The following is a 19,893-nucleotide window of genomic DNA, read 5'->3' as shown; positions in this document are numbered from 1 at the left end:
TGAACTTATCGATGATATTTTTCCGCTATTATTCTTTCTGGTCGCGGTTAGACTGGAAGAAAATAGTGAGGAGAATTGAGTATGAATACCCTGCGCGCCGCCAATGATCGCGGTTATGCTCAACACGGCTGGCTGACCAACTGGCATAGCTTTTCCTTTGCCGATTACTATCACCCGGATTTCATGGGGTTCTCCGCGTTACGGGTGATAAACGAAGACACCATCGCCCCCGGTAAGGGATTTGGCACTCACCCTCATAAAGATATGGAAATCCAGACCTATGTGCGTTCCGGCACGGTCGCGCACCGGGACAGTATGGGCAATCAGGCCCACATTCAGGCCGGCGAGTTTCAGATCATGAGCGCCGGGACCGGGATCCGCCACTCCGAATACAATGCCCGCGACGATGCGCCCTTACATCTTTATCAAATCTGGATAACGCCGGCGCAAACCGGACTGCCGCCGCGCTACGAACAACGTCGCTTTGCGGCGCCCTAAGGCCGCCAATTAGTGCTATCGCCCGACGGCCGCGATGGCTCGCTGCGGGTGTTCCAGGATATGACCCTGACCCGCTGGGCGCTCCCCCGCGGGCGGTCGGACTCGCTGCCCATCGCCCCCGGCCGTCTGATGTGGCTACAGGTTATCTCCGGCGCGCTGACGGTGAATGATGTCAAATTGACGACCGGCGATGCGCTCGCGGTGGTGGAAGAAAGCCGGGTTACACTGGCTGCACACGACGACAGCGAAGTACTGCTGTTTGATCTGCCCCCGGTTTGACTGGGATAAAAATACTCGGTTGCGGTTTTTTTTGTTAAACTTGGCTGAATCGTCGGCGGAGGTTAACAAGTTAATAATGAAGAAAAAAGGCCGGGACTGCAGGATGTCGCCGATCAGGTTGGGGTAACCAAAATGACGGTGAGTCGTTATCTGCGCGATCCGGATAGGGTTTCTCAGGCGCTGCAGGAGAAGATTGCCGCGGCGCTTGATAGACTGGGGTATATCCCTAACCGGGCGCCGGATATCCTCTCCAACGCCACCAGCCGCGCTATCGGCGTTTTGCTGCCTTCGCTGACCAATCAGGTGTTCGCCGAAGTCCTGCGCGGGATCGAGCAGGTCACCGATGCCAATGGCTATCAGACCATGCTGGCGCACTACGGTTATTCGCCGGAGCTGGAAGAGCTGCGGCTGACCTCGCTGCTGTCTTATAATATCGACGGCCTCATCCTGTCCGAACGCCATCATACCCCCCGCACGCTCAAAATGATCGAAGTGGCCGGCATTCCAGTGGTGGAGATCATGGATTGCGTCTCCCCTTGTCTGGATATGGCGGTGGGGTTTAATAATTTCGAGGCGGCACGGCAAATGACCCGGCTTATTGTCGAGCGTGGGCATCATCAGGTAGTGTATTTCGGCGCCCGACAGGATGAACGTACCATAATTAAGCAGCAAGGCTATGAGCAAGCCATGCGCGATGCCGGCCTGCCCGCCTATAGCGTCATGATGGCGGACTCCTCCAACTATTCCGCCGGCGTGGAATTACTGCGTCAGGCGCAGCGGGAATATCCCGGTATCAACGGCATAATCAGCACCAATGACGACTTGGCTATTGACGCATTGTTTGAATGCCAGCGCCAAGGGGATAGCCGTGCCCGACAAGATGGCGATAGCCGGTTTTCACGGTCACGACTTCTCCCGCGTGGTTCATCCGCGCTTGGCCAGCGTACTCACCCCCCGTGAGAAAATGGGGCGCCTGAGCGCCGACTGCCTCCTGGCCTGCCTGCGGGGCGAACCGCGCGCCAACGGGCAAATCGACGTCGGTTTCACGTTGCTGGCCGGGGAAAGCATTTAACCCGCCCAAGGAGCAGGCGACTTTTCGCGGTAACGTTCGCGTTACTGGCCGCCCGTTTTTTTCCCTTACTTCGCAAACCGGGCAACGCCGCTGACGTTGTGCCCCTGAGCAGAATATGATCCCGCTCCCAAAAAGCTAATATAATTCCCCTATCAATTCCTTAGCGCGCAATGTTACCGGTAACATCATCTCGTAAGATATGATTTGAAGACTATCACCGATTGACCGGCGCGCGACTCACCGGTTCGGACAGATATCCATTGGGGAAATATCATGCCACTTTTTATTGTTGCCATTGGAGTAGCACTCCTGTTGCTACTGATGATCCGATTCAAATTGAACGGTTTCATCGCGTTAATCCTGGTTGCACTGGCGGTTGGGGTCCTACAGGGCATGCCGGTCAATAAAGTCATCGGATCGATCAAAAACGGCGTTGGCGGCACGCTCGGCAGCCTGGCGCTGATTATGGGTTTCGGCGCCATGTTGGGAAAACTGCTGGCGGACTGCGGCGGCGCTCAACGTATTGCCACCACGCTTATCGACAAATTTGGTGAGCGCTATATTCAATGGGCGGTGGTATTAACGGGGTTTACCGTCGGTTTCGCGCTGTTCTACGAGATTGGTTTTGTGCTGATGCTGCCGCTGGTGTTCAGTATCGCCGCTAACGCGCGCATTTCGCTGTTGTACGTGGGCGTGGCCGATGGCCGACGCGCTGTCGGTAACGCACGGTTTCCTGCCGCCGCATCCGGGCCCTACCGCCATTGCCGCAATCTTCCACGCGGATATGGGCGGAACGCTGTTGTACGGCACCATTCTCGCTATCCCGACGGTGATTCTGGCCGGGCCGGTGTATTCACGTTTCCTGCGCCATATTGACAAGCCGGTTCCGGAAGGTTTGTACAATCCAAAAAAATTTACCGAGCAGGAGATGCCGAGTTTTGCCGTCAGCGTCTGGACTTCGCTGGTGCCGGTAGTATTGATGGCGCTGCGTTCCGTTACCGAAATGGTATTACCGGCGGGCAATCCCATCTTGGCTTGTACCGAGTTTTTCGGCGACCAGATTATGGCCACGTTAATCGCCGTGCTGATTGCCATTTTCACGTTCGGCCTCAATCGCGGCCGTTCTATGAATGAGGTGATGAATACCATTACCGATTCCATAAAAATTATCGCCATGATGCTCTTGATTATCGGCGGTGGCGGGGCGTTCAAACAGGTTCTGGTGGACAGCGGCGTGGATAAATACATCGCCTCGCTGATGGAAGGCAGCACTATTTCACCGCTGTTGCTCGCCTGGACCATCGCCGCTACGCTGCGCATTGCGCTGGGTTCGGCGACGGTTGCCGCAATTACCGCCGGCGGTATCGCCGCACCGCTTATCGCCACCACCGGCGTCAGCCCCGAGCTGATGGTCATCGCCGTCGGCTACGGCAGCGTAATCTTTTCTCACGTTAATGACCCCGGTTTCTGGCTGTTCAAGGAGTATTTCAACCTGACCATCGGCGAGACCATCCGCTCCTGGTCGGTGCTGGAAACCATCATCGCGGTCAGCGGCCTAGTGGGCTGTCTGCTGCTGAATATGGTGATTTAAGCTTTAGCGAATTGCACGTGGTAACACCCGCAGTCCGGCGTGGCAGTGTGCCCGCCGGGCTTTTTTTAGCTGGTCCGCCTGCCGGCTCCTTACCCGGCCTGCTTGACTACGCTTGCGCCCGGTCAATCGACCGGCGATAATTTTTCTCAATCAGGCGCGCAGATAGGCGCGGACGCCGTCCAAAAACATTTGGGTCGAGATCATCACCAGCAATAACCCCATTAACCGCTCAAGGGCGCTGACGCCTTTATTGCCCAACAAGCGTAAAAAGACGTTTGATAGCATCAGTATGACCACCGACAGGCCCCAGGCTATCAGCAACGCCAATACCAAATGGTTAATTTGTTGAGGATATTGATGCGACAGCAGCATCAATGCCGCAAGGATAGACGGCCCGGCGACCAGCGGAATCGCCAGCGGCACCAAAAACGGCTCCTCTCCCGCCGGCAGGCCGGAGCTGTTGCCTTCTTGGGACGGAAAGATCATTTTGATGGCGATTAAAAATAAAATAATGCCGCCGGAGATCGACACCGTTTCAGTGCGCAGGCTGAGGAACGACAGAATATGCTCGCCGGCGAACAAAAAAATCAGCATTAGCAGCAGCGCTATCAGCATTTCCCGGATGACGATAATACGCCGCCGCTTCGGCTCCAAATGTTTAAGCACCGACATGAAAATGGGCAAATTGCCCAAAGGATCCATAATCAAAAATAACAAAACGGTAGCCGATATCATTTCGCTCATTATCACCTCGACGTCCTTAGCGCCGGCGGCCCGGCAACGACAGGGGAAGAGTATAAGTGCCGTTGCTGAAAAAGGGCTTAAAATCGAATAATTTCACTTGCGGCGTTTCGGCCAGATTTTGTAAGGTGGACACAGTGTTTCCTGCTGAGGCTTCGCAGTAAGAGCACGCGGAAAAGTTTGTCACCCCCCTACGGCAGGACAGTTAAACATGAAAAACGTTGGTTTTATCGGCTGGCGCGGTATGGTCGGTTCAGTGCTAATGCAGCGCATGACCGAAGAGCGCGATTTTGACGCCATCCGCCCGGTTTTTTTTTCCACTTCCCAGCATGGCCAGCCGGCACCGGCGGTGAACGGTCAGCAGGGTGTGCTGCAAGATGCGCGGGATCTGGCGGCGCTCAGCGCGCTGGACATTATTGTCACCTGCCAGGGCGGCGATTATACCAACGAAATCTATCCCCAGATGCGTGAAATCGGCTGGCAGGGCTATTGGATTGATGCGGCGTCGTCGCTGCGTATGCGCGATGACGCGATTATCATCCTGGATCCCGTCAATCAGGCCGTGATCCAGCAAGGGCTGGAACGCGGCATAAAAACTTTTGTCGGCGGTAATTGCACCGTGAGTCTGATGCTGATGTCGCTGGGCGGTTTGTTTGCCCAAGATTTGGTGGAATGGGCCTCGGTGGCCACCTATCAGGCGGCATCCGGCGGCGGTGCGCGCCATATGCGCGAGCTTTTGGTACAAATGGGGAAATTACATGGCGCGGTAGCCAAGCCGTTGCAGGATCCAGCATCGGCCATTTTGGATATCGAACGTCGGGTTACCGAATTGACCCGCAGCGGTACCCTGCCGACGGATAATTTTGGCGTACCGCTGTCCGGTAGCCTGATCCCCTGGATCGACAAGCAGCTGGAAAACGGTCAGAGTCGCGAAGAGTGGAAAGTTCAGGCGGAAACCAACAAAATACTCAATACCCGCCAGCCGATACCGGTGGACGGGCTGTGCGTGCGTATAGGCGCTCTGCGCTGCCATAGCCAGGCGTTTACGCTGAAGCTAAAGAAGGATGTGCCGCTGGCGGAAATTGAGCAACTGCTCGCCACCCATAACGATTGGGTGACCGTGGTGCCCAACGATCGCGAATTGTCGATGCGGGAGCTGACGCCGGCAGCGGTGACCGGCACGCTGAAAACCCCGGTCGGCCGGATGCGGAAATTGAATATGGGCCCGGAGTATCTTTCGGCCTTTACCGTCGGCGACCAGCTATTGTGGGGCGCCGCCGAGCCTCTGCGCCGTATGCTGCGCCAGTTGGCACATTAAAGCCCTCTCGCCGGATGCCGCCTGCGCTGTGTTTGCCGGTGGTGGTTAGCTGCCGCTGACGGCATTATTTGCCTGGCTGGCGTCATGCACAACGCATTTTCGCGGGCTGACGGCACTCGTCCGGTGCGTTTTCTGGGGCAGGGGCTCTTCGTTGCGCTGGGGTGTGACCTATGGTGATGCCGATGGGCAATTTTTCTCCCCGCGCTGCTTTCGCGCTGACTTCCGGCTGAAACGCGTCGCACTTTAAGCGCCATATAGCGCCAACGATTCAGGTACGCTGATACTTTGTTCCTCCAGCGAGAGAGGAATGAGGCGGCCCATTGCACGCCTCCCCCTGAGCGTGGCCGGCCCGCCCCGCCGCCGCTGCAAGCGGCCGCGGTGACGATAATCCGCTCATCCGTAAACGCATTCCCTGCAGGTGCGGGTCACCGATTGCGCCTGATGCCGCACCTGTCGCCAACGTATTTACTTGGCTGATAAAAATTTAACTTAGCGAAGTTAAGTTTTTCATAGGCTTAATAGTTAATAAAAAATTTCCTTAAGTAAGCCTGAACGCGCCGTAAACATTTGTCTATGATTATTATTGAGAGTTACATGATTGCGTTCTCATCGTAATTGTCTATCATATGGCATTTTTCTGCTCCCTTATTGCGTACGTTAACCGCTAACGTGCCGTCGCGCGCGCGCGGTTAACGGTGCGAAAGCAATCTGACGGGTAGGTGTTAAACATTTATCTTTTTGCAATACCCTTTTATTTCATGGAGTAAGCAAAGGATGAGACCATGGAAGGATATCCAGACCAAGACGTAATTACCGCACTGGTGGCCGGCCATTATGCCGATCCGTTTTCTTTATTGGGCATGCATCAAACCGTTGAGGGATTAGTAGTACGTGCCTTATTGCCTGAGGCCAGCGCGGTAACGGTAATTGAAGCTAAAAACGGACGTCGGGTCACAGAGTTAACCTGTGATGATCAACGCGGCTTTTTTAGCGGGATTGTCCCGCGGCGTAAAAACCCTTTCCATTATCAACTGGCGGTCACCTGGCATGACCATACCTATATTATCGAGGACCCCTATCGTTTCGGTCCTTTGCTGCAGGATATTGACAGTTGGCTGCTGGCGGAAGGGACCCATTTACGTCCCTGGGAACGGTTGGGGGCGCATCCGGAAGTGCTGGACGAGGTCGCCGGTATGCGCTTCGCCGTTTGGGCACCTAATGCACAGCGGGTTTCGGTGGTCGGGGAGTTTAATTTTTGGGATGGCCGCCGCCATCCGATGCGCCAGCGGCGGGAAAACGGTCTCTGGGAATTGTTTCTGCCGGCGGTAACCCTTGGCCAATTATATAAATATGAAATTATCGACTGTCATGGCCAGACGCGGCTCAAGGCCGATCCTTACGCTTTCGAGGCGCAAATGCGCCCGGACACGGCATCGCTGACGCGGGGGTTGCCGCCGCCGGACGCGGCACGTCGCCGGGCCAATGCGATGAATCAGCCTATCGCCATTTATGAAGTGCATCTTGGCTCCTGGCGCCGCCACGCAGAGAACAATTACTGGCTCAGCTATTTAGAGCTGGCGGAGCAATTGCTCGGTTATGTGAAGTACATGGGTTTTACCCATATCGAATTACTGCCGATTAACGAACACCCCTTTGACGGCAGCTGGGGGTATCAGCCTCTCGGCATTTATGCCCCGACGCGCCGTTTCGGCACGCCGGAAGATTTTCGTGCGCTGATTGATGCCGCTCATCAGGCCGGACTGGACGTGCTGCTGGACTGGGTGCCGGGCCATTTCCCGAGCGACGAGTTCTGGCTGTCCCAGTTCGACGGCACAGCACTGTATGAATATGCCGATCCAAAAGAGGGGCGGCATCAGGACTGGAATACGCTTATCTACAACTACGGCCGTAACGAGGTGCGTAACTATCTAGCCGGTAATGCGCTGTTTTGGCTGGAACGCTATGGCCTTGACGGTCTGCGGGTGGATGCGGTGGCGTCGATGATCTACCGCGATTACAGCCGCGCCGCCGGCGAATGGGTGCCCAACTTTTATGGCGGTAACGAGAATCTGGAAGCCATCGCTTTTCTGCGCTACACCAATCATACCGTCGGCACTCAGCGTGACGGCGCGGTGACCGTGGCGGAAGAATCAACCTCCTTTTCCGGCGTCACCCGTCCGCCGGACGCCGGCGGGTTGGGGTTCCATTACAAATGGAATATGGGCTGGATGAACGACACCCTGCACTATATGCAGCTCGACCCGGTGCATCGCAAATACCATCACCATCAAATGACCTTCAGCATGGTTTATGCCTACAGTGAGAATTTTGTGCTGCCGCTGTCCCACGATGAGGTCGTGCACGGCAAAGGGTCGATTCTGCAACGCATGTCCGGTGACGATTGGCAAAAGTTTGCCAACCTGCGCGCCTATTACGGCTTTATGTGGGGGCATCCCGGCAAGAAGTTGTTGTTTATGGGCAATGAATTCGCCCAGCGTCGGGAATGGAACCATGACATCAGTCTGGACTGGCATTTGCTCGACGATGAAAACGGTTACCATGCCGGCGTCCAGCGGCTGGTGCGGGATTTAAGCCAGTGCTACCGCAGCTACCCACCGTTTTACGAGTGTGATTATACTTTTTCCGGCTTTCAGTGGCTGGTGTCCGACGACCATGAAAACTCGGTCTTCGCCTTCCTGCGTCGCGATAACGCCGGCAATGAAATACTGGTGGTCAGCAATTTCACCCCGGTCCCGCGTCAGGGCTATCGCATCGGCGTTCCCAATGGCGGCCGCTGGCATGAAGTGCTGAATACCGACTCGGGTTACTACAATGGCAGTAATGAGGGTAATCAGGGCGAAATTCACAGCGAACCCGTCACTTGGCATTACCATGGCTATTCTCTGTCCCTGACGCTGCCGCCGTTGGCGACGCTCTTTTTGTTACGGGAGGTGGAATGACGGCGCTGACGGCAGGGTCCCCTGAGTGCATTGGCGCCCATATTGACGCCGCCGGGGTCAGTTTCTGCCTGTTTTCCGCCCATGCGACGCGGGTGGTGCTCTGCGTGTACGATGAACAGGACCGCGAGCAGCAGTGGAAACTCCCCGGCCGCACCGGCGATCGCTGGCACGGGCATCTGGCCGGCGCCGGCGCGGGATTGCGCTACGGTTTTCGGGTCGAGGGCCCCTTTACCCCCGGCGAAGGCCACCGTTTTAACCCGGCAAAGCGGGTCATTGATCCCTGCGCCTATCTGCTTGAGGGCGAGCTCGGCTGTCATCCCGCGCTGCGGGATGCGGGCTGTCGCCCCGATCCTACCGATAGCGCGCCGTATGTCCCCAAATGTCGGGTCGTGGCGCTGGACTACGACTGGCGTGGCGATACGCCTCCGGCGGTGCCCTGGGGCAACACGGTAATTTATGAAGCCCACGTGCGCGGTCTCACCCGGCAGCACCCCGCCGCGTTGCGCGGTACCTATGCCGGCCTGGCTCATCCGCACATGCTGGCGTACCTGCGTGAGCTCGGCATCACCGCCGTTGAATTGCTGCCGGTGCAGCAACATGCCCATGAGCCGCGCCTGCAACGTCTGGGGCTATCTAATTACTGGGGTTATAACGTGTTGGCGCCCTATGCGGCGGGCCTGCACGGGCAAAGCGCGCTGGATGAATTTCGCGATATGGTGCGGGCGCTGCACGGCGCCGGCATCGAAGTCCTGCTGGATGTGGTGTTCAACCACAGCGCCGAACTGGACAAGGAAGGGCCGGTCGTCTCGCTGCGCGCCATCGACAACCGCAGCTACTAATGGCTTGATGAGCAGGGCGACTATCAGAAATGGACCGGCTGCGGTAATACGCTGCGCCTTTGCCAGCCAATGGTGCGGGAATGGGTGATGGCGTGTCTGCGTTTCTGGGTAAGCGAGTGCCACGTCGATGGTTTCCGTTTCGATCTTGGCAGCGTCCTCGGCCGTACGCCGGCGTTTAGCGCCGACGCGCCGCTGTTGGCTGCCATTAAAGCCGACCCGCTGTTGGGGCGCTGCAAGCTCAGCGCCGAGCCGTGGGATATCGGGCCGGACGGCTACCAGGCTGGGCGTTTCCCATCGCCGTTTGCCGAATGGAACGATCGCTTTCGCGACGATATGCGCCGCTTCTGGCTGCATGGGGATATCCGTCTGGGCCAATTCGCCCGCCGCTTCGCCGCCTCGGACGATCTGTTCCGCCAGCGTTCCCCGGCGGACTCGCTGAATGTGCTGACCTCCCATGACGGGTTTACCCTGCGCGATCTTGTGAGTTTCAATCACAAACACAATGAGGCTAACGGGGAAGACAACCGCGACGGCGCCGGCGAGAACCACAGCTTTAATCATGGTCATGAGGGGCTGGACGCCAACGAGGAGGTAAAGGCTTACCGCCATAACAGCCAGCGCTCGCTGCTGACGACGCTGCTATTGTCCCAGGGCACGCCGATGCTGTTGGCCGGCGATGAGCATGGCCACAGCCAGCAGGGCAATAACAACGCCTATTGCCAGGATAATGCCACCACCTGGCTGGACTGGGCACAGGCCGACGAGGCATTGACGTCGTTCACCGCCTGGCTTATCCGGCTGCGTCAGTCCATTCCGGCGCTGAGCATCGATCGTTGGTGGGTAGAGGGGGCGACGCAGGAGGTGGAATGGCTGGATGAGCAGGGCGCCCCGTTGTGCGCGGAACAATGGCAGCAAGGGGGATCGCGGCTGCAAATTCGTTTATCGCTGCGTACGCTTTTTGTGATCAATGCCACGACAAGCCCCTGTGAAATCACCTTACCTGAAGGATGGTGGCGGTTAACGGCGCCGTTTCAGCCGTATATGTCAGCGCCGGCTGATGATGTGCTATCGCTCGCTCCCCGGGCGGTATGCGTGTTGGAACAGGATTAACAGGAGTCGGCTATGGTGCGGTTTGCAAGCAGTGACCCGGTAATGCTGGCGCGTCAGTTGCCGCTCCAATCCGTGGCGTTGATTCTGGCGGGCGGGCGGGCGCGGCTCGCGGCTGAAAGGTCTGACCGCCGAGCGGGCCAAACCGGCGGTGCACTTCGGCGGTCAGTTTCGCGTAATCGATTTTGCCTTGTCCAATTGTCTGAATTCCGGCATCCGGCGCATTGGGGTGATTACCCAGTACCAATCCCATACGCTGGTCCAGCATATCCAACGCGGCTGGTCGTTCCTGAACGCCGAGATGAACGAATTTGTCGACTTGTTGCCCGCCCAGCAGCGGCTGGCGACCGAACACTGGTATCGCGGTACCGCCGATGCGGTATCGCAAAATCTGGATATTATTCGCCGCTATGGCGCGCAATATCTGGTGATTTTAGCCGGTGATCATATTTATAAGATGGATTATTCGCGGTTGCTCATCGATCACGTTGAAAAGGGCGCGCCCTGTACCGTCGCCTGCCTGCCGGTACCCCGCGCCGAGGCACGGGGTTTTGGCGTGTTGGCGGTAGACGCCGATTATCGGGTGGTGGATTTCGTAGAAAAACCGGCGGATCCGCCGGCGATGCCGGGCCAGCCGGACAAAGCGCTGGCCAGCATGGGCATTTATGTCTTTGATGCCGACTACCTGTACCGGCGGCTGGAGCAAGATAGGCGCGATGACCAATCCAGCCATGATTTCGGCAGAGATATCCTGCCCCGGGTGACCGCCGACGGCGACGCCTACGCTCACCCTTTTACGCTTTCGTGCGTGACGTCGGAGCAACCCGGGCAGGGCACGCCCTACTGGCGTGATGTTGGGACGTTGGACGCCTATTGGCGCGCCAATTTGGATCTCGCCTCGGTCATGCCTGAGCTGAACATTTACGATAGCGCGTGGCCGATCCGCACGGCGATGCCGCCGATGCCACCCGCCAAATTTACCCAAGACTGCGCCGGCCATTCCGGCGTGACGCTGAATTCACTGGTCGCCGGCGGCTGTATTTTGTCCGGGACCCATTTAAAACACTGCGTGCTGTTTCCCCGCGTGAGGATCCATTCTTTTTGCGAGTTGTAACAGACGGTGCTGTTGCCTGACGTGATTGTCGGACGCTCCTGCCGGCTGCGGCGATGTATTGTCGACCGCGCCTGCCAGATCCCTGATGACATGATAATTGGCGAAGATGCGGAATTGGATCGGCAACGCTTTCACCTTACCGAGGAAGGCATTGTGCTGGTCACCCGCGATATGTTGGCAAAACTCAGTTAGGGAAGACCCCAAACGGTCACTAGAAAAGCACTAAGCCACAACAGGAGCGATGATGCAGGTTCTACATGTTTGTTCTGAATTGTTCCCCTTACTAAAAACCGGGGGACTGGCAGATGTGGTAGGGGCGCTCCCCGCTGCGCAAATCGCCGAGGGCGACGATGTGCGGGTGTTATTACCTGCTTTTCCGGATTTGCGTAAAGGTGTTCCCGATAGCTGGGTAGTAAAAGAATTTGATGCGCTGTCCCGCCACGGCGTGCTGCTGTACGGCCGTTTTAACGGCGTTGTTATCTATCTGATGGATATCCCCGACCTTTACGATCGCCACGGCAGTCCCTACCATGACCAGGATCAGTTTGCCTATATGGACAACTATCTGCGTTTCGCGATCCTGGGCTGGGTCGGGGCGGAAATGGCCTCCGGGCTGGATCCTGCCTGGCGACCGGATATCGTTCACGCCCACGACTGGCACGCCGGACTGACCTGTGCCTATCTGGCGGCGAAGGGCCGACCGGCGAAATCGGTGTTTACCGTGCATAATCTGTCCTATCAAGGGTTGTTCTCCGCGCACCATTTACCGGAACTGGCGCTGCCGGATGACTTCTTCCAAACCTACGGTTATGAGTTTTATGGCCAGATTTCCTATATGAAGGCCGGGCTGTTTTACGCCGATCATGTCACGACGGTCAGCCCTACCTACGCCCGGGAAATCACCCAGCCGGCCTACGGTTACGGCATGGAGGGACTGTTGACGTCCCTGCAGACCCATGGGCGGTTGAGCGGTATTCTGAACGGCGTCGATGATGCTATCTGGAACCCGACCCATGATGCCATGCTGGCCACGCGCTATAACCGCGATGTTCTGGAGGCGAAGGTGAACAATAAGCGCCATCTGCAAACCGCGATGGGGCTTACGGTGGACGAAAAGGTGCCGCTGTTTGCCGTGGTCAGTCGGCTGACCAGCCAGAAAGGGCTGGATCTGGTGTTGGAAGTCCTGCCGGACCTGCTTGAGCAGGGGGGGCAGATTACCCTGCTCGGCGCCGGTGACGCCACGTTGGAGCAGGGATTTCTGGCCGCGTCGGCGGAATATCCCAGCCAGGTGGGGGGACAGTTGGGATACCATGAGGCGTTTTCGCAACGCATTATAGGTGGTGCGGACGTGTTGATGGTGCCGAGCCGCTTTGAACCCTGCGGCCTCACCCAGCTTTATGCCTTAAAGTACGGCACCCTGCCGCTGGTACGCCGTACCGGCGGGCTGGCGGATACCGTCACTGACAGTTCGCTGGAGAACCTGTCGGACGGCGTCGCCAGTGGTTTTGTGTTTGAAGATGCCTCCGCCGCGGGCCTGCAGCGCGCCATTCGCCGGGCTTTTGTCTTGTGGTCGCGGCCGTCGCTGTGGCGTTATGTACAGCGGCAGGAGATGGGACTCGATTTCAGCTGGCGCGTTGCCGCGAAAGCGTATCAGTCGTTGTATCAACGCCTTTAAGGTTTAATCAGGGGAAACACGGGCATGAATTCACCGTTTATCTATGCGTCACCCACCCTCAGCGTCGAGGCGCTTAAACATTCCATCGCCTATAAGTTGATGTTCACTATCGGCAAAGATCCGGCCGTGGCGAATAAACACGAGTGGCTCAATGCCGTGTTGCTGGCGGTAAGGGATCGTATGGTGGATCGCTGGCTGCGATCCAACCGCGCCCAGCTGTCGCAGGATGTACGCCAGGTTTATTATCTGTCGATGGAGTTTTTGCTCGGCCGCACGCTGTCCAACGCGCTGCTGGCGATGGGAATTTACGAGGATACCCGTGCTTGATGGAATGGGGCTGGAACTGGATGATCTGCTGACCGAGGAGAACGATCCCGGTCTGGGGAACGGCGGGTTGGGGCGGCTGGCGGCCTGTTTTCTCGACTCGATGGCGACGCTGGCGCTGCCGGGACGCGGCTACGGCATCCGCTATGAATACGGCATGTTCAAACAAAATATCGTCAACGGTCAGCAGGCTGAATCACCCGATTATTGGCTGGAGTACGGTAATCCCTGGGAATTTCCGCGCCACCCTAGCCGCTATAAGGTCCGTTTCGGCGGCAGACTGCAGCATGAAGGCGCCAAGATACGCTGGGTGGAAACCGAAGAGGTACTGGCCTGCGCCTATGATCAGATAATCCCGGGGTTTGATACCGACGCCACCAATACCCTGCGGCTTTGGAGCGCGCAGGCGAGCAGAGAAATTAATCTCGGTAAATTCAATCAGGGCGATTATTTCGCCGCGGTGGAAGACAAAAACTATTCCGAAAACGTCTCCCGCGTACTCTATCCCTACGATTCTACTTATTCCGGCCGCGAGCTGCGGCTGCGGCAGGAATATTTTCTCGTCTCCGCTACGGTGCAGGACATTCTTAACCAGCATTGGCTACTGCACAGCACCTTCGACAATCTGGGCGAAAAGATTGCTATCCACTTGAACGACACCCATCCGGTGCTGGCGATCCCCGAATTGATGCGTCTGCTCATTGATGAGCATAAGTTTGACTGGTCACGCGCCTGGGCGGTGGTTTGCCAAGCGTTTTCCTATACCAATCATACATTGATGAGCGAGGCGCTGGAAACCTGGCCGGTGGATATGCTGGGCAAGATATTGCCGCGCCATTTGCAGATAATCTTCGACATCAACGATCACTTCCTGAATCAGGTTCAGATGCAGGTACCGGGCGACAGCGAATTGCTGTCGCGCGTGTATATCATAGATAAACATAACGGTCGTATGGTGCGTATGGCCTGGCTGGCGGTGATCGCCAGCCATAAGGTTAATGGCGTTTCCGAACTGCATTCCGAACTGATGGTGCAGTCGTTATTTGCCGATTTCGCCCGCCTGTTTCCCGATCGTTTTTGCAATAAAACCAACGGCGTTACCCCACGGCGTTGGCTGGCGCTGGCCAATCCGCCGCTGTCGTCGTCGCTGTTTGACGTGCAAATCAAACGCATCCACGAATACAAACGCCAACTGCTCAACGTGCTGCATATCATCACCCGTTATAACCGCATCCGCGAAAACCCTGACGGTGATTGGGTGCCACGAGTGAATATTTTTGCCGGCAAAGCCGCGTCGGCCTATTACATGGCTAAACATATCATCCGTCTTATTAATGATGTGGCGGCGGTTATTAATCGCGATCCGCTGATGAAAAACCGGCTCAAGGTTATTTTCGTGCCGAACTATAGCGTCAGCCTGGCGCAGCTCATTATTCCGGCGGCGGATCTCTCCGAGCAAATTTCTCTGGCGGGCACCGAGGCGTCCGGTACCAGCAATATGAAGTTTGCCCTTAACGGTGCGCTGACTATCGGCACCCTCGACGGCGCCAATATTGAAATGCGCCAGCATATGGGCGAAGAGAATATGTTTATTTTCGGCAATACCGCTCTACAGGTCGAGGCGCTGCGCAGCGACGGCTACAATCCGCGCAGCTATTATGAGCAGGATGCGGAGCTGCATTTGGCGTTGTCGCAAATAGCCACCGGCTTATTCAGTCCCGGCGAGCCGGGACGTTACGGCAACTTGTTCGATTCGCTGGTCAATTTGGGCGACCATTATCAGTTGCTGGCGGATTACCGCAGCTATGTGGATACCCAAGAGGAGGTGGACAGACTGTATCAGCGCCCGGACGAGTGGACGCGGCGTGCGGCGCTGAATATTGCCAACATGGGGTATTTTTCCGCCGATCGTACGATCCGCGAATATGCCGAGGAGATCTGGAAAGTGGCACCTATTCGCCTGTAGCGGCGCCGCGCTGGCTGAGGGACGGCGTTATCAGCGGGAGGCGATCGCCAGTAAGCGCACCCTGGGCCAGCGCCTCGCGGCGCTAAGGCGCTCAGTGCTGCTTCGTTACGACCTGGCAGACAATCGTCGATTGTGGCGCTGAGGCGCTCAGCGCTGCTTGGTTACGCTCACCGGAAATCCACGCTGCCGCACTTCGCTTAGGAGGCCAGTGACAGCCGCGCCGGACTGACGTGCTGCGCCAGCCAGTCTTTGACGCGCGCCTGCGGCGCCGCATCCAGCCACATGCCAAGCTTGGTGCGGCGCCAAATAGCGTCGTCCAGCGTGACCACCCATTCCTGCGCCATCAGATAGCGTAGCTCGGCTTCATACAGGCCGTGGCCAAAATCCTCACCGAGCTCCGCAAGACCGGTCGCGCCAGCCAGCAGCTGTTCACTGCGGGTACCGTAGGTGCGGCTATAGCGCCGCGACAGCGCTTCCGGCAGAAAGGCGAATTTGCGACGCAGCACGGCGGCATAATCGTCGCGGGTGGCGGCGAAATCACCGCCTGGCAATACCGCGTTGCGGGTCCAGGCGCCTTTGGCGTGGGGATAATACTGTGCCAGTTTTTCCAGCGCATGTTCGGCCAGCTTGCGGTAGGTCGTGAGTTTACCGCCGAAAATCGACAGCAGCGGCGCTTGGCCGTTTTCGTCGCTCAGCGACAGCGTGTAATCGCGGGTCACCGCCTGCGGTGAGTCGGATTCGTCGTCGCACAGGGGGCGAACGCCGGGATAGGTCCAGACAATATCTTCGCGGCCCATGGCACGTTTGAAGTGGGTGTTGTAAACCTTGAGCAGATAGTCTATTTCATTCTCGTCGATCTGGACCTCGCCCGGATCGCCGTGATATTCGACATCGGTCGTGCCGATGATGGAAAACGTTTCCATCCACGGAATGACGAACACAATGCGGTGATCCTCGTTTTGCAGGATGTACGCCTGCGGCTGGTGATGGACGCGCGGCACGACAATGTGGCTACCTTTAATCAGGCGGATACCGTATTGCGACGGCAAATGCAGGCTTTCGTCGATGAAGTGTTTCACCCAGGGCCCGGTGGCGTTAGCCAGGCCTTTGGCCTGCCAGCGATGCTGCTTGCCGGTGAGGCTATCGCGCGCCTCAACCTGCCACAATCCGTTTTCCCGCCAGGCGCGTGTCACCTGCGTCCGCGTCTTGACCTCACCGCCGCGTGCCACCACTTCCTGAGCGTTAAGCACCACCAGGCGCGCATCGTCCACCCAGCAATCGGAATACTCGAGACCGCGCACGATCTCGGGTTTCAGCACCGAGTCCGCGCCAAAGCGAACGCTCTGGCTGGCCGGCAGGCTGGTGCGCTTGCCGAGATGATCATACATAAACAGACCGATGCGGATCATCCACGCCGGCCGTAGGTGCGGGCGGTGCGGCAGCCGGAATCGCATCTGGAAGGCGATGTGGGGGGCCATTTTCAGCAGAACTTCCCGCTCGGCCAGCGCTTCGCTCACCAAACGAAATTCATAATGTTCGAGATAGCGCAGGCCGCCGTGAATAAGCTTGGAGCCGGCGGAAGAAGTGGCGCACGCCAAATCCTGCGCTTCCAGCAGCAATACGGACAGTCCGCGCCCGGCGGTATCGGCAGCGATGCCGGTACCGTTGATCCCGCCGCCGATGACGATCAAGTCTTTGGTTTCCACGTTACCTTCCTCCAAATGCGCGTTACAGTTCTTTTATGTTTATTTTCGCTCATTATTGTACGCGCAAACCAACATCCACGACACGTTCTCTGCACAAAAAAACCTGCCATGCGTGACGGAGGTAACGTTTTTGCCCGCGCGGCGCGCGTTGCCCTTGGGCTGACAAGGGTGAGGCAGCACGATCCCGGCACCGATATTGCGCGGCCGACCGCCGCTAAAAGCGCTGCACGGCAGCCCGTGGCTTGCTACACTTCATGCGCCGCCGTATGGCGCATTAACTTTTGGTGAAACCGAGGCGTCAGGTTATGGATCAATTTGCAACAATCAGCGTGGAGCAGGCCAGAGAACGCTGGCGGCAGGGGGAGGCGGTGCTGGTGGATATCCGCGATCCGCAAAGCTTCGCCGCCGGCCACCCCCGTGGCGCGTTTCATCTGACCAACGACACCCTGGCGGCGTTTTTGGCGCAACATGACGCCGCGCGTCCGGTCATGGTGCTGTGCTATCACGGTAACAGCAGTAAAGGCGCCGCTCAGTACCTGTTAACGCAGGGGGTGGAGGCGGCCTACAGCGTGTATGGCGGGTTTGATGCCTGGCTGAAAGCCTTTCCGCAGGAGACGGAATCGCTATAACGGTTGTCGCGCGCCGCAAGACGTCGGTCGATGTCGTGCCGTTGACCACCGGCGGGGGTGGACCCTGCTCTTTTGCCCGCATGCTGTCTCTCGATGAGACATAGATCGCAAAATTAGCGGGTATCGGCGCGGTGCGAAGCAATCCGCCGAGTCAGGGTTTCGCCCGCTGGCCTTTTTCCTTTATCCTCAGAGGATTGCCCGGCCGTCTGGCGGTGCCGACGCCAGAAGTAAACCCTCGTCGGACCGCGCATTGAGCCTGCGTATGCGGTATGTTGTCCCCATTACCTTATTCTGGAAGTGTAAGAGAATCATGATTCGAGTTACCGCCTTGTCTAACGCACGTCTGGCCCTGGCCTTCATTGATTATATGAAAACCCAGGGGGTGGACATGGAGCTACGCCCGCAGGGGCGTTATGCCGAGTTGTGGCTGGCGCAGGACGAGAAATTGGCACAGGTTGAGACGGCGCTGGAAGCGTTTCTGCTCGAGCCGGAGCACCCCCGTTATCAAGCCGCCAGCTGGCGCACCGGCTCATTACATTACCGTGGTGAAACCGGGTCGGGCCTGCGCGGCTGGCTGCCGGCGTTACGCCAGCAGGCGGGGCCCTTAACGCTGGGCGTGACGGCGCTGTGTGTGCTGGTGTTTATCTTGATGGCACTGCTCGGCGACGATCGGGTGATGGCCGCGCTGGCGTATCCCGCCGGTCCGGCCCAATACGTTCAGATTTGGCGTTGGGTCAGCCATGCCTTTTTGCATTTCTCGTTATTGCACCTGCTGTTCAACGTGATCTTGCCCCGCCATCAAAAGCTGTCCGGAGATGGCGGGGCAAGATCATGGCTGATTGCCGGCTATTTCAATATCTTGGGTATCGCCATTGCCAATGCCGCGCACGTGGCGGGTCTGGTCACGGGCCTGCTAATGGCATTCTGGCAAACGCGGCGGAGTCAACGTCACGGCGATCAGCGCTGATCGGCCGGCAGCAGAGGAATCAACGTGAAGCAAACGCAGCGGCATGATGCCATCATCAATCTGGTTCGCCAGCAGGGCTACGTCAGCACCGAGGAACTGGTGGATCACTTTGCCGTCAGTCCGCAGACGATACGGCGCGATCTCAACGATTTGGCCGAGCAGAACAAGATCCAGCGTCATCACGGCGGTGCGGCGCTGCCGTCGAGTTCGGTTAACGCCGCCTATCATGACCGCGAGGTGATGTGGTCGGCGGAAAAGGCGCGCATTGCGGCGCGTGTCGCCAGCCAAATCGCCGATGGGGACACGCTGTTTATCGATATCGGCACTACGCCGGAGGCGGTGGCGCATGCGCTGTTGGGCCATAAAAATCTGCGGGTAGTGACCAATAATCTCAACGTGGCGACGCTGCTTACCGCCAAGGAGGATTTCCGCCTGATCCTGGCCGGGGGAGAGGTGCGAACGCGCGACGGCGGCATTATCGGCGAGGCCACCTTGGATTTTATCTCTCAATTCCGGCTTGATTACGGCATTCTCGGCATCAGCAGTATCGATTTGGACGGCTCGCTGCTGGAGTTCGATTATCACGAAGTGCGCACCAAACGGGCGATTATCGACAATTCCCGTTGCGTGATGCTGGTGACCGACCACTCCAAATTCGGCCGTAGCGCTATGGTGAACCTCGGCAAAATGGACCTGGTGGACTATCTGTTTACCGACCAACTGTCGCCACCGGGCGTGATGACGCTTATCGAACATTCAGATGTTAAATTGGAGCTATGCTGAGCGCGAAAGCGATGGCATAAAAATCCTTGCCGGCGCTCCATTTTTTAACGGCGTTGACTATTCTTTAATCATCACGGCATTAGCCAGACTCTTCCGCTACCTTCCGCAAGACGATAGTGACGGCGCCACCAGGAGGCGCTGCCGGGTAGTCGTGTTTGGTCTGACGGCCTGTACGGTGCTGTCCTCCCGCGTTTCCCGGCGATAGTGGTTTTTCCGGTGTCGGTGTTATTCTGGTATAGTCGTGTCCGGCTCGGCGAGCTGCACGGCGATGGCGGATGCGCCGCCAGTATAGCCGTGACGATGGCGGGCTCAGGGGTAGGGCGC

General features: G+C 57.6%; 8 protein-coding genes and 6 pseudogenes. 12 read left to right on the top strand and 2 right to left on the bottom strand.

All coding sequences use genetic code 11. The annotated features are described in order from the left end of the window. Positions 1-81: 81 nt before the first annotated feature. The 3 pseudogenes from JZM24_RS05840 (at position 82) to gntT (ending at position 3,440) form a co-directional block, all read left to right on the top strand. A pseudogene (locus JZM24_RS05840) lies at positions 82-777 on the top strand (pirin family protein). A 132-nt stretch (positions 778-909) separates the two neighbouring features. Then, positions 910-1,849, top strand: a pseudogene (gene gntR / locus JZM24_RS05835) (gluconate operon transcriptional repressor GntR). A gap of 273 nt (positions 1,850-2,122) precedes the next feature. After that, positions 2,123-3,440 (top strand): annotated as a pseudogene (gene gntT, locus JZM24_RS05830) (gluconate transporter). A gap of 150 nt (positions 3,441-3,590) precedes the next feature. On the opposite strand, the gene JZM24_RS05825 reads toward gntT, so the two are convergent. Further along, on the bottom strand, positions 3,591-4,184 hold the full coding sequence (locus JZM24_RS05825; protein ID WP_215668993.1) for a YhgN family NAAT transporter: 594 nt from the start codon (positions 4,182-4,184) through the stop codon (positions 3,591-3,593). 208 nt (positions 4,185-4,392) lie between these two features. Here JZM24_RS05825 and asd point away from each other — a divergent pair, with 208 nt between their 5' ends. The 6 genes and pseudogenes from asd to glgP all read left to right on the top strand — a co-directional run bounded on the left by asd (position 4,393) and on the right by glgP (position 15,484). Continuing rightward, positions 4,393-5,499, top strand: coding sequence for an aspartate-semialdehyde dehydrogenase (asd, locus tag JZM24_RS05820; RefSeq protein ID WP_215668992.1), 1,107 nt, complete (start codon positions 4,393-4,395; stop codon positions 5,497-5,499). 782 nt (positions 5,500-6,281) lie between these two features. Continuing rightward, a complete protein-coding gene (glgB, locus tag JZM24_RS05815) occupies positions 6,282-8,459 on the top strand; it encodes a 1,4-alpha-glucan branching protein GlgB (RefSeq protein ID WP_215668991.1) in 2,178 nt (725 codons plus the stop codon). After that, positions 8,456-10,408 (top strand): annotated as a pseudogene (gene glgX / locus JZM24_RS05810) (glycogen debranching protein GlgX). The gene glgB and the pseudogene glgX overlap by 4 nt, the downstream one beginning before the upstream one ends. A 12-nt stretch (positions 10,409-10,420) precedes the next feature. Next, positions 10,421-11,711 (top strand): annotated as a pseudogene (gene glgC / locus JZM24_RS05805) (glucose-1-phosphate adenylyltransferase). Between the two features lie 52 nt (positions 11,712-11,763). Next, a complete protein-coding gene (gene glgA, locus JZM24_RS05800) occupies positions 11,764-13,194 on the top strand; it encodes a glycogen synthase GlgA (RefSeq protein ID WP_215670023.1) in 1,431 nt (476 codons plus the stop codon). A 24-nt stretch (positions 13,195-13,218) separates the two neighbouring features. After that, positions 13,219-15,484: pseudogene (glgP, locus tag JZM24_RS05795) on the top strand (glycogen/starch/alpha-glucan family phosphorylase). A gap of 197 nt (positions 15,485-15,681) precedes the next feature. Here the strand turns inward: glgP and glpD are convergent. Then, positions 15,682-17,190 (bottom strand): glycerol-3-phosphate dehydrogenase, encoded by a 1,509-nt coding sequence (gene glpD, locus JZM24_RS05790; RefSeq protein WP_215668990.1) that lies wholly within the window; start codon positions 17,188-17,190, stop codon positions 15,682-15,684. A 305-nt stretch (positions 17,191-17,495) separates the two neighbouring features. Here glpD and glpE point away from each other — a divergent pair, with 305 nt between their 5' ends. The 3 genes from glpE (at position 17,496) to JZM24_RS05775 (ending at position 19,569) form a co-directional block, all read left to right on the top strand. Further along, the gene (glpE, locus tag JZM24_RS05785; protein ID WP_215668989.1) at positions 17,496-17,819 is read left to right on the top strand and encodes a thiosulfate sulfurtransferase GlpE; all 324 of its coding nucleotides are present in this window, start codon (positions 17,496-17,498) and stop codon (positions 17,817-17,819) included. Between the two features lie 310 nt (positions 17,820-18,129). Next, complete coding sequence (locus tag JZM24_RS05780) at positions 18,130-18,786, top strand: rhomboid family intramembrane serine protease (protein ID WP_215668988.1); 657 nt, start codon at positions 18,130-18,132, stop codon at positions 18,784-18,786. Positions 18,787-18,810: 24 nt separating this feature from the next. Then, positions 18,811-19,569: a DeoR/GlpR family transcriptional regulator gene (locus tag JZM24_RS05775; RefSeq protein ID WP_215668987.1), complete on the top strand. Its 759-nt coding sequence runs from the start codon at positions 18,811-18,813 to the stop codon at positions 19,567-19,569. Positions 19,570-19,893: the final 324 nt, after the last annotated feature.

The organism is Candidatus Sodalis endolongispinus (genome assembly GCF_018777395.1).
Taxonomy (GTDB): domain Bacteria; phylum Pseudomonadota; class Gammaproteobacteria; order Enterobacterales; family Enterobacteriaceae; genus Sodalis_B; species Sodalis_B endolongispinus.
Note: the sequence above shows the minus strand (reverse complement) of the source record. Positions and strands in the feature narration are given on the sequence as shown.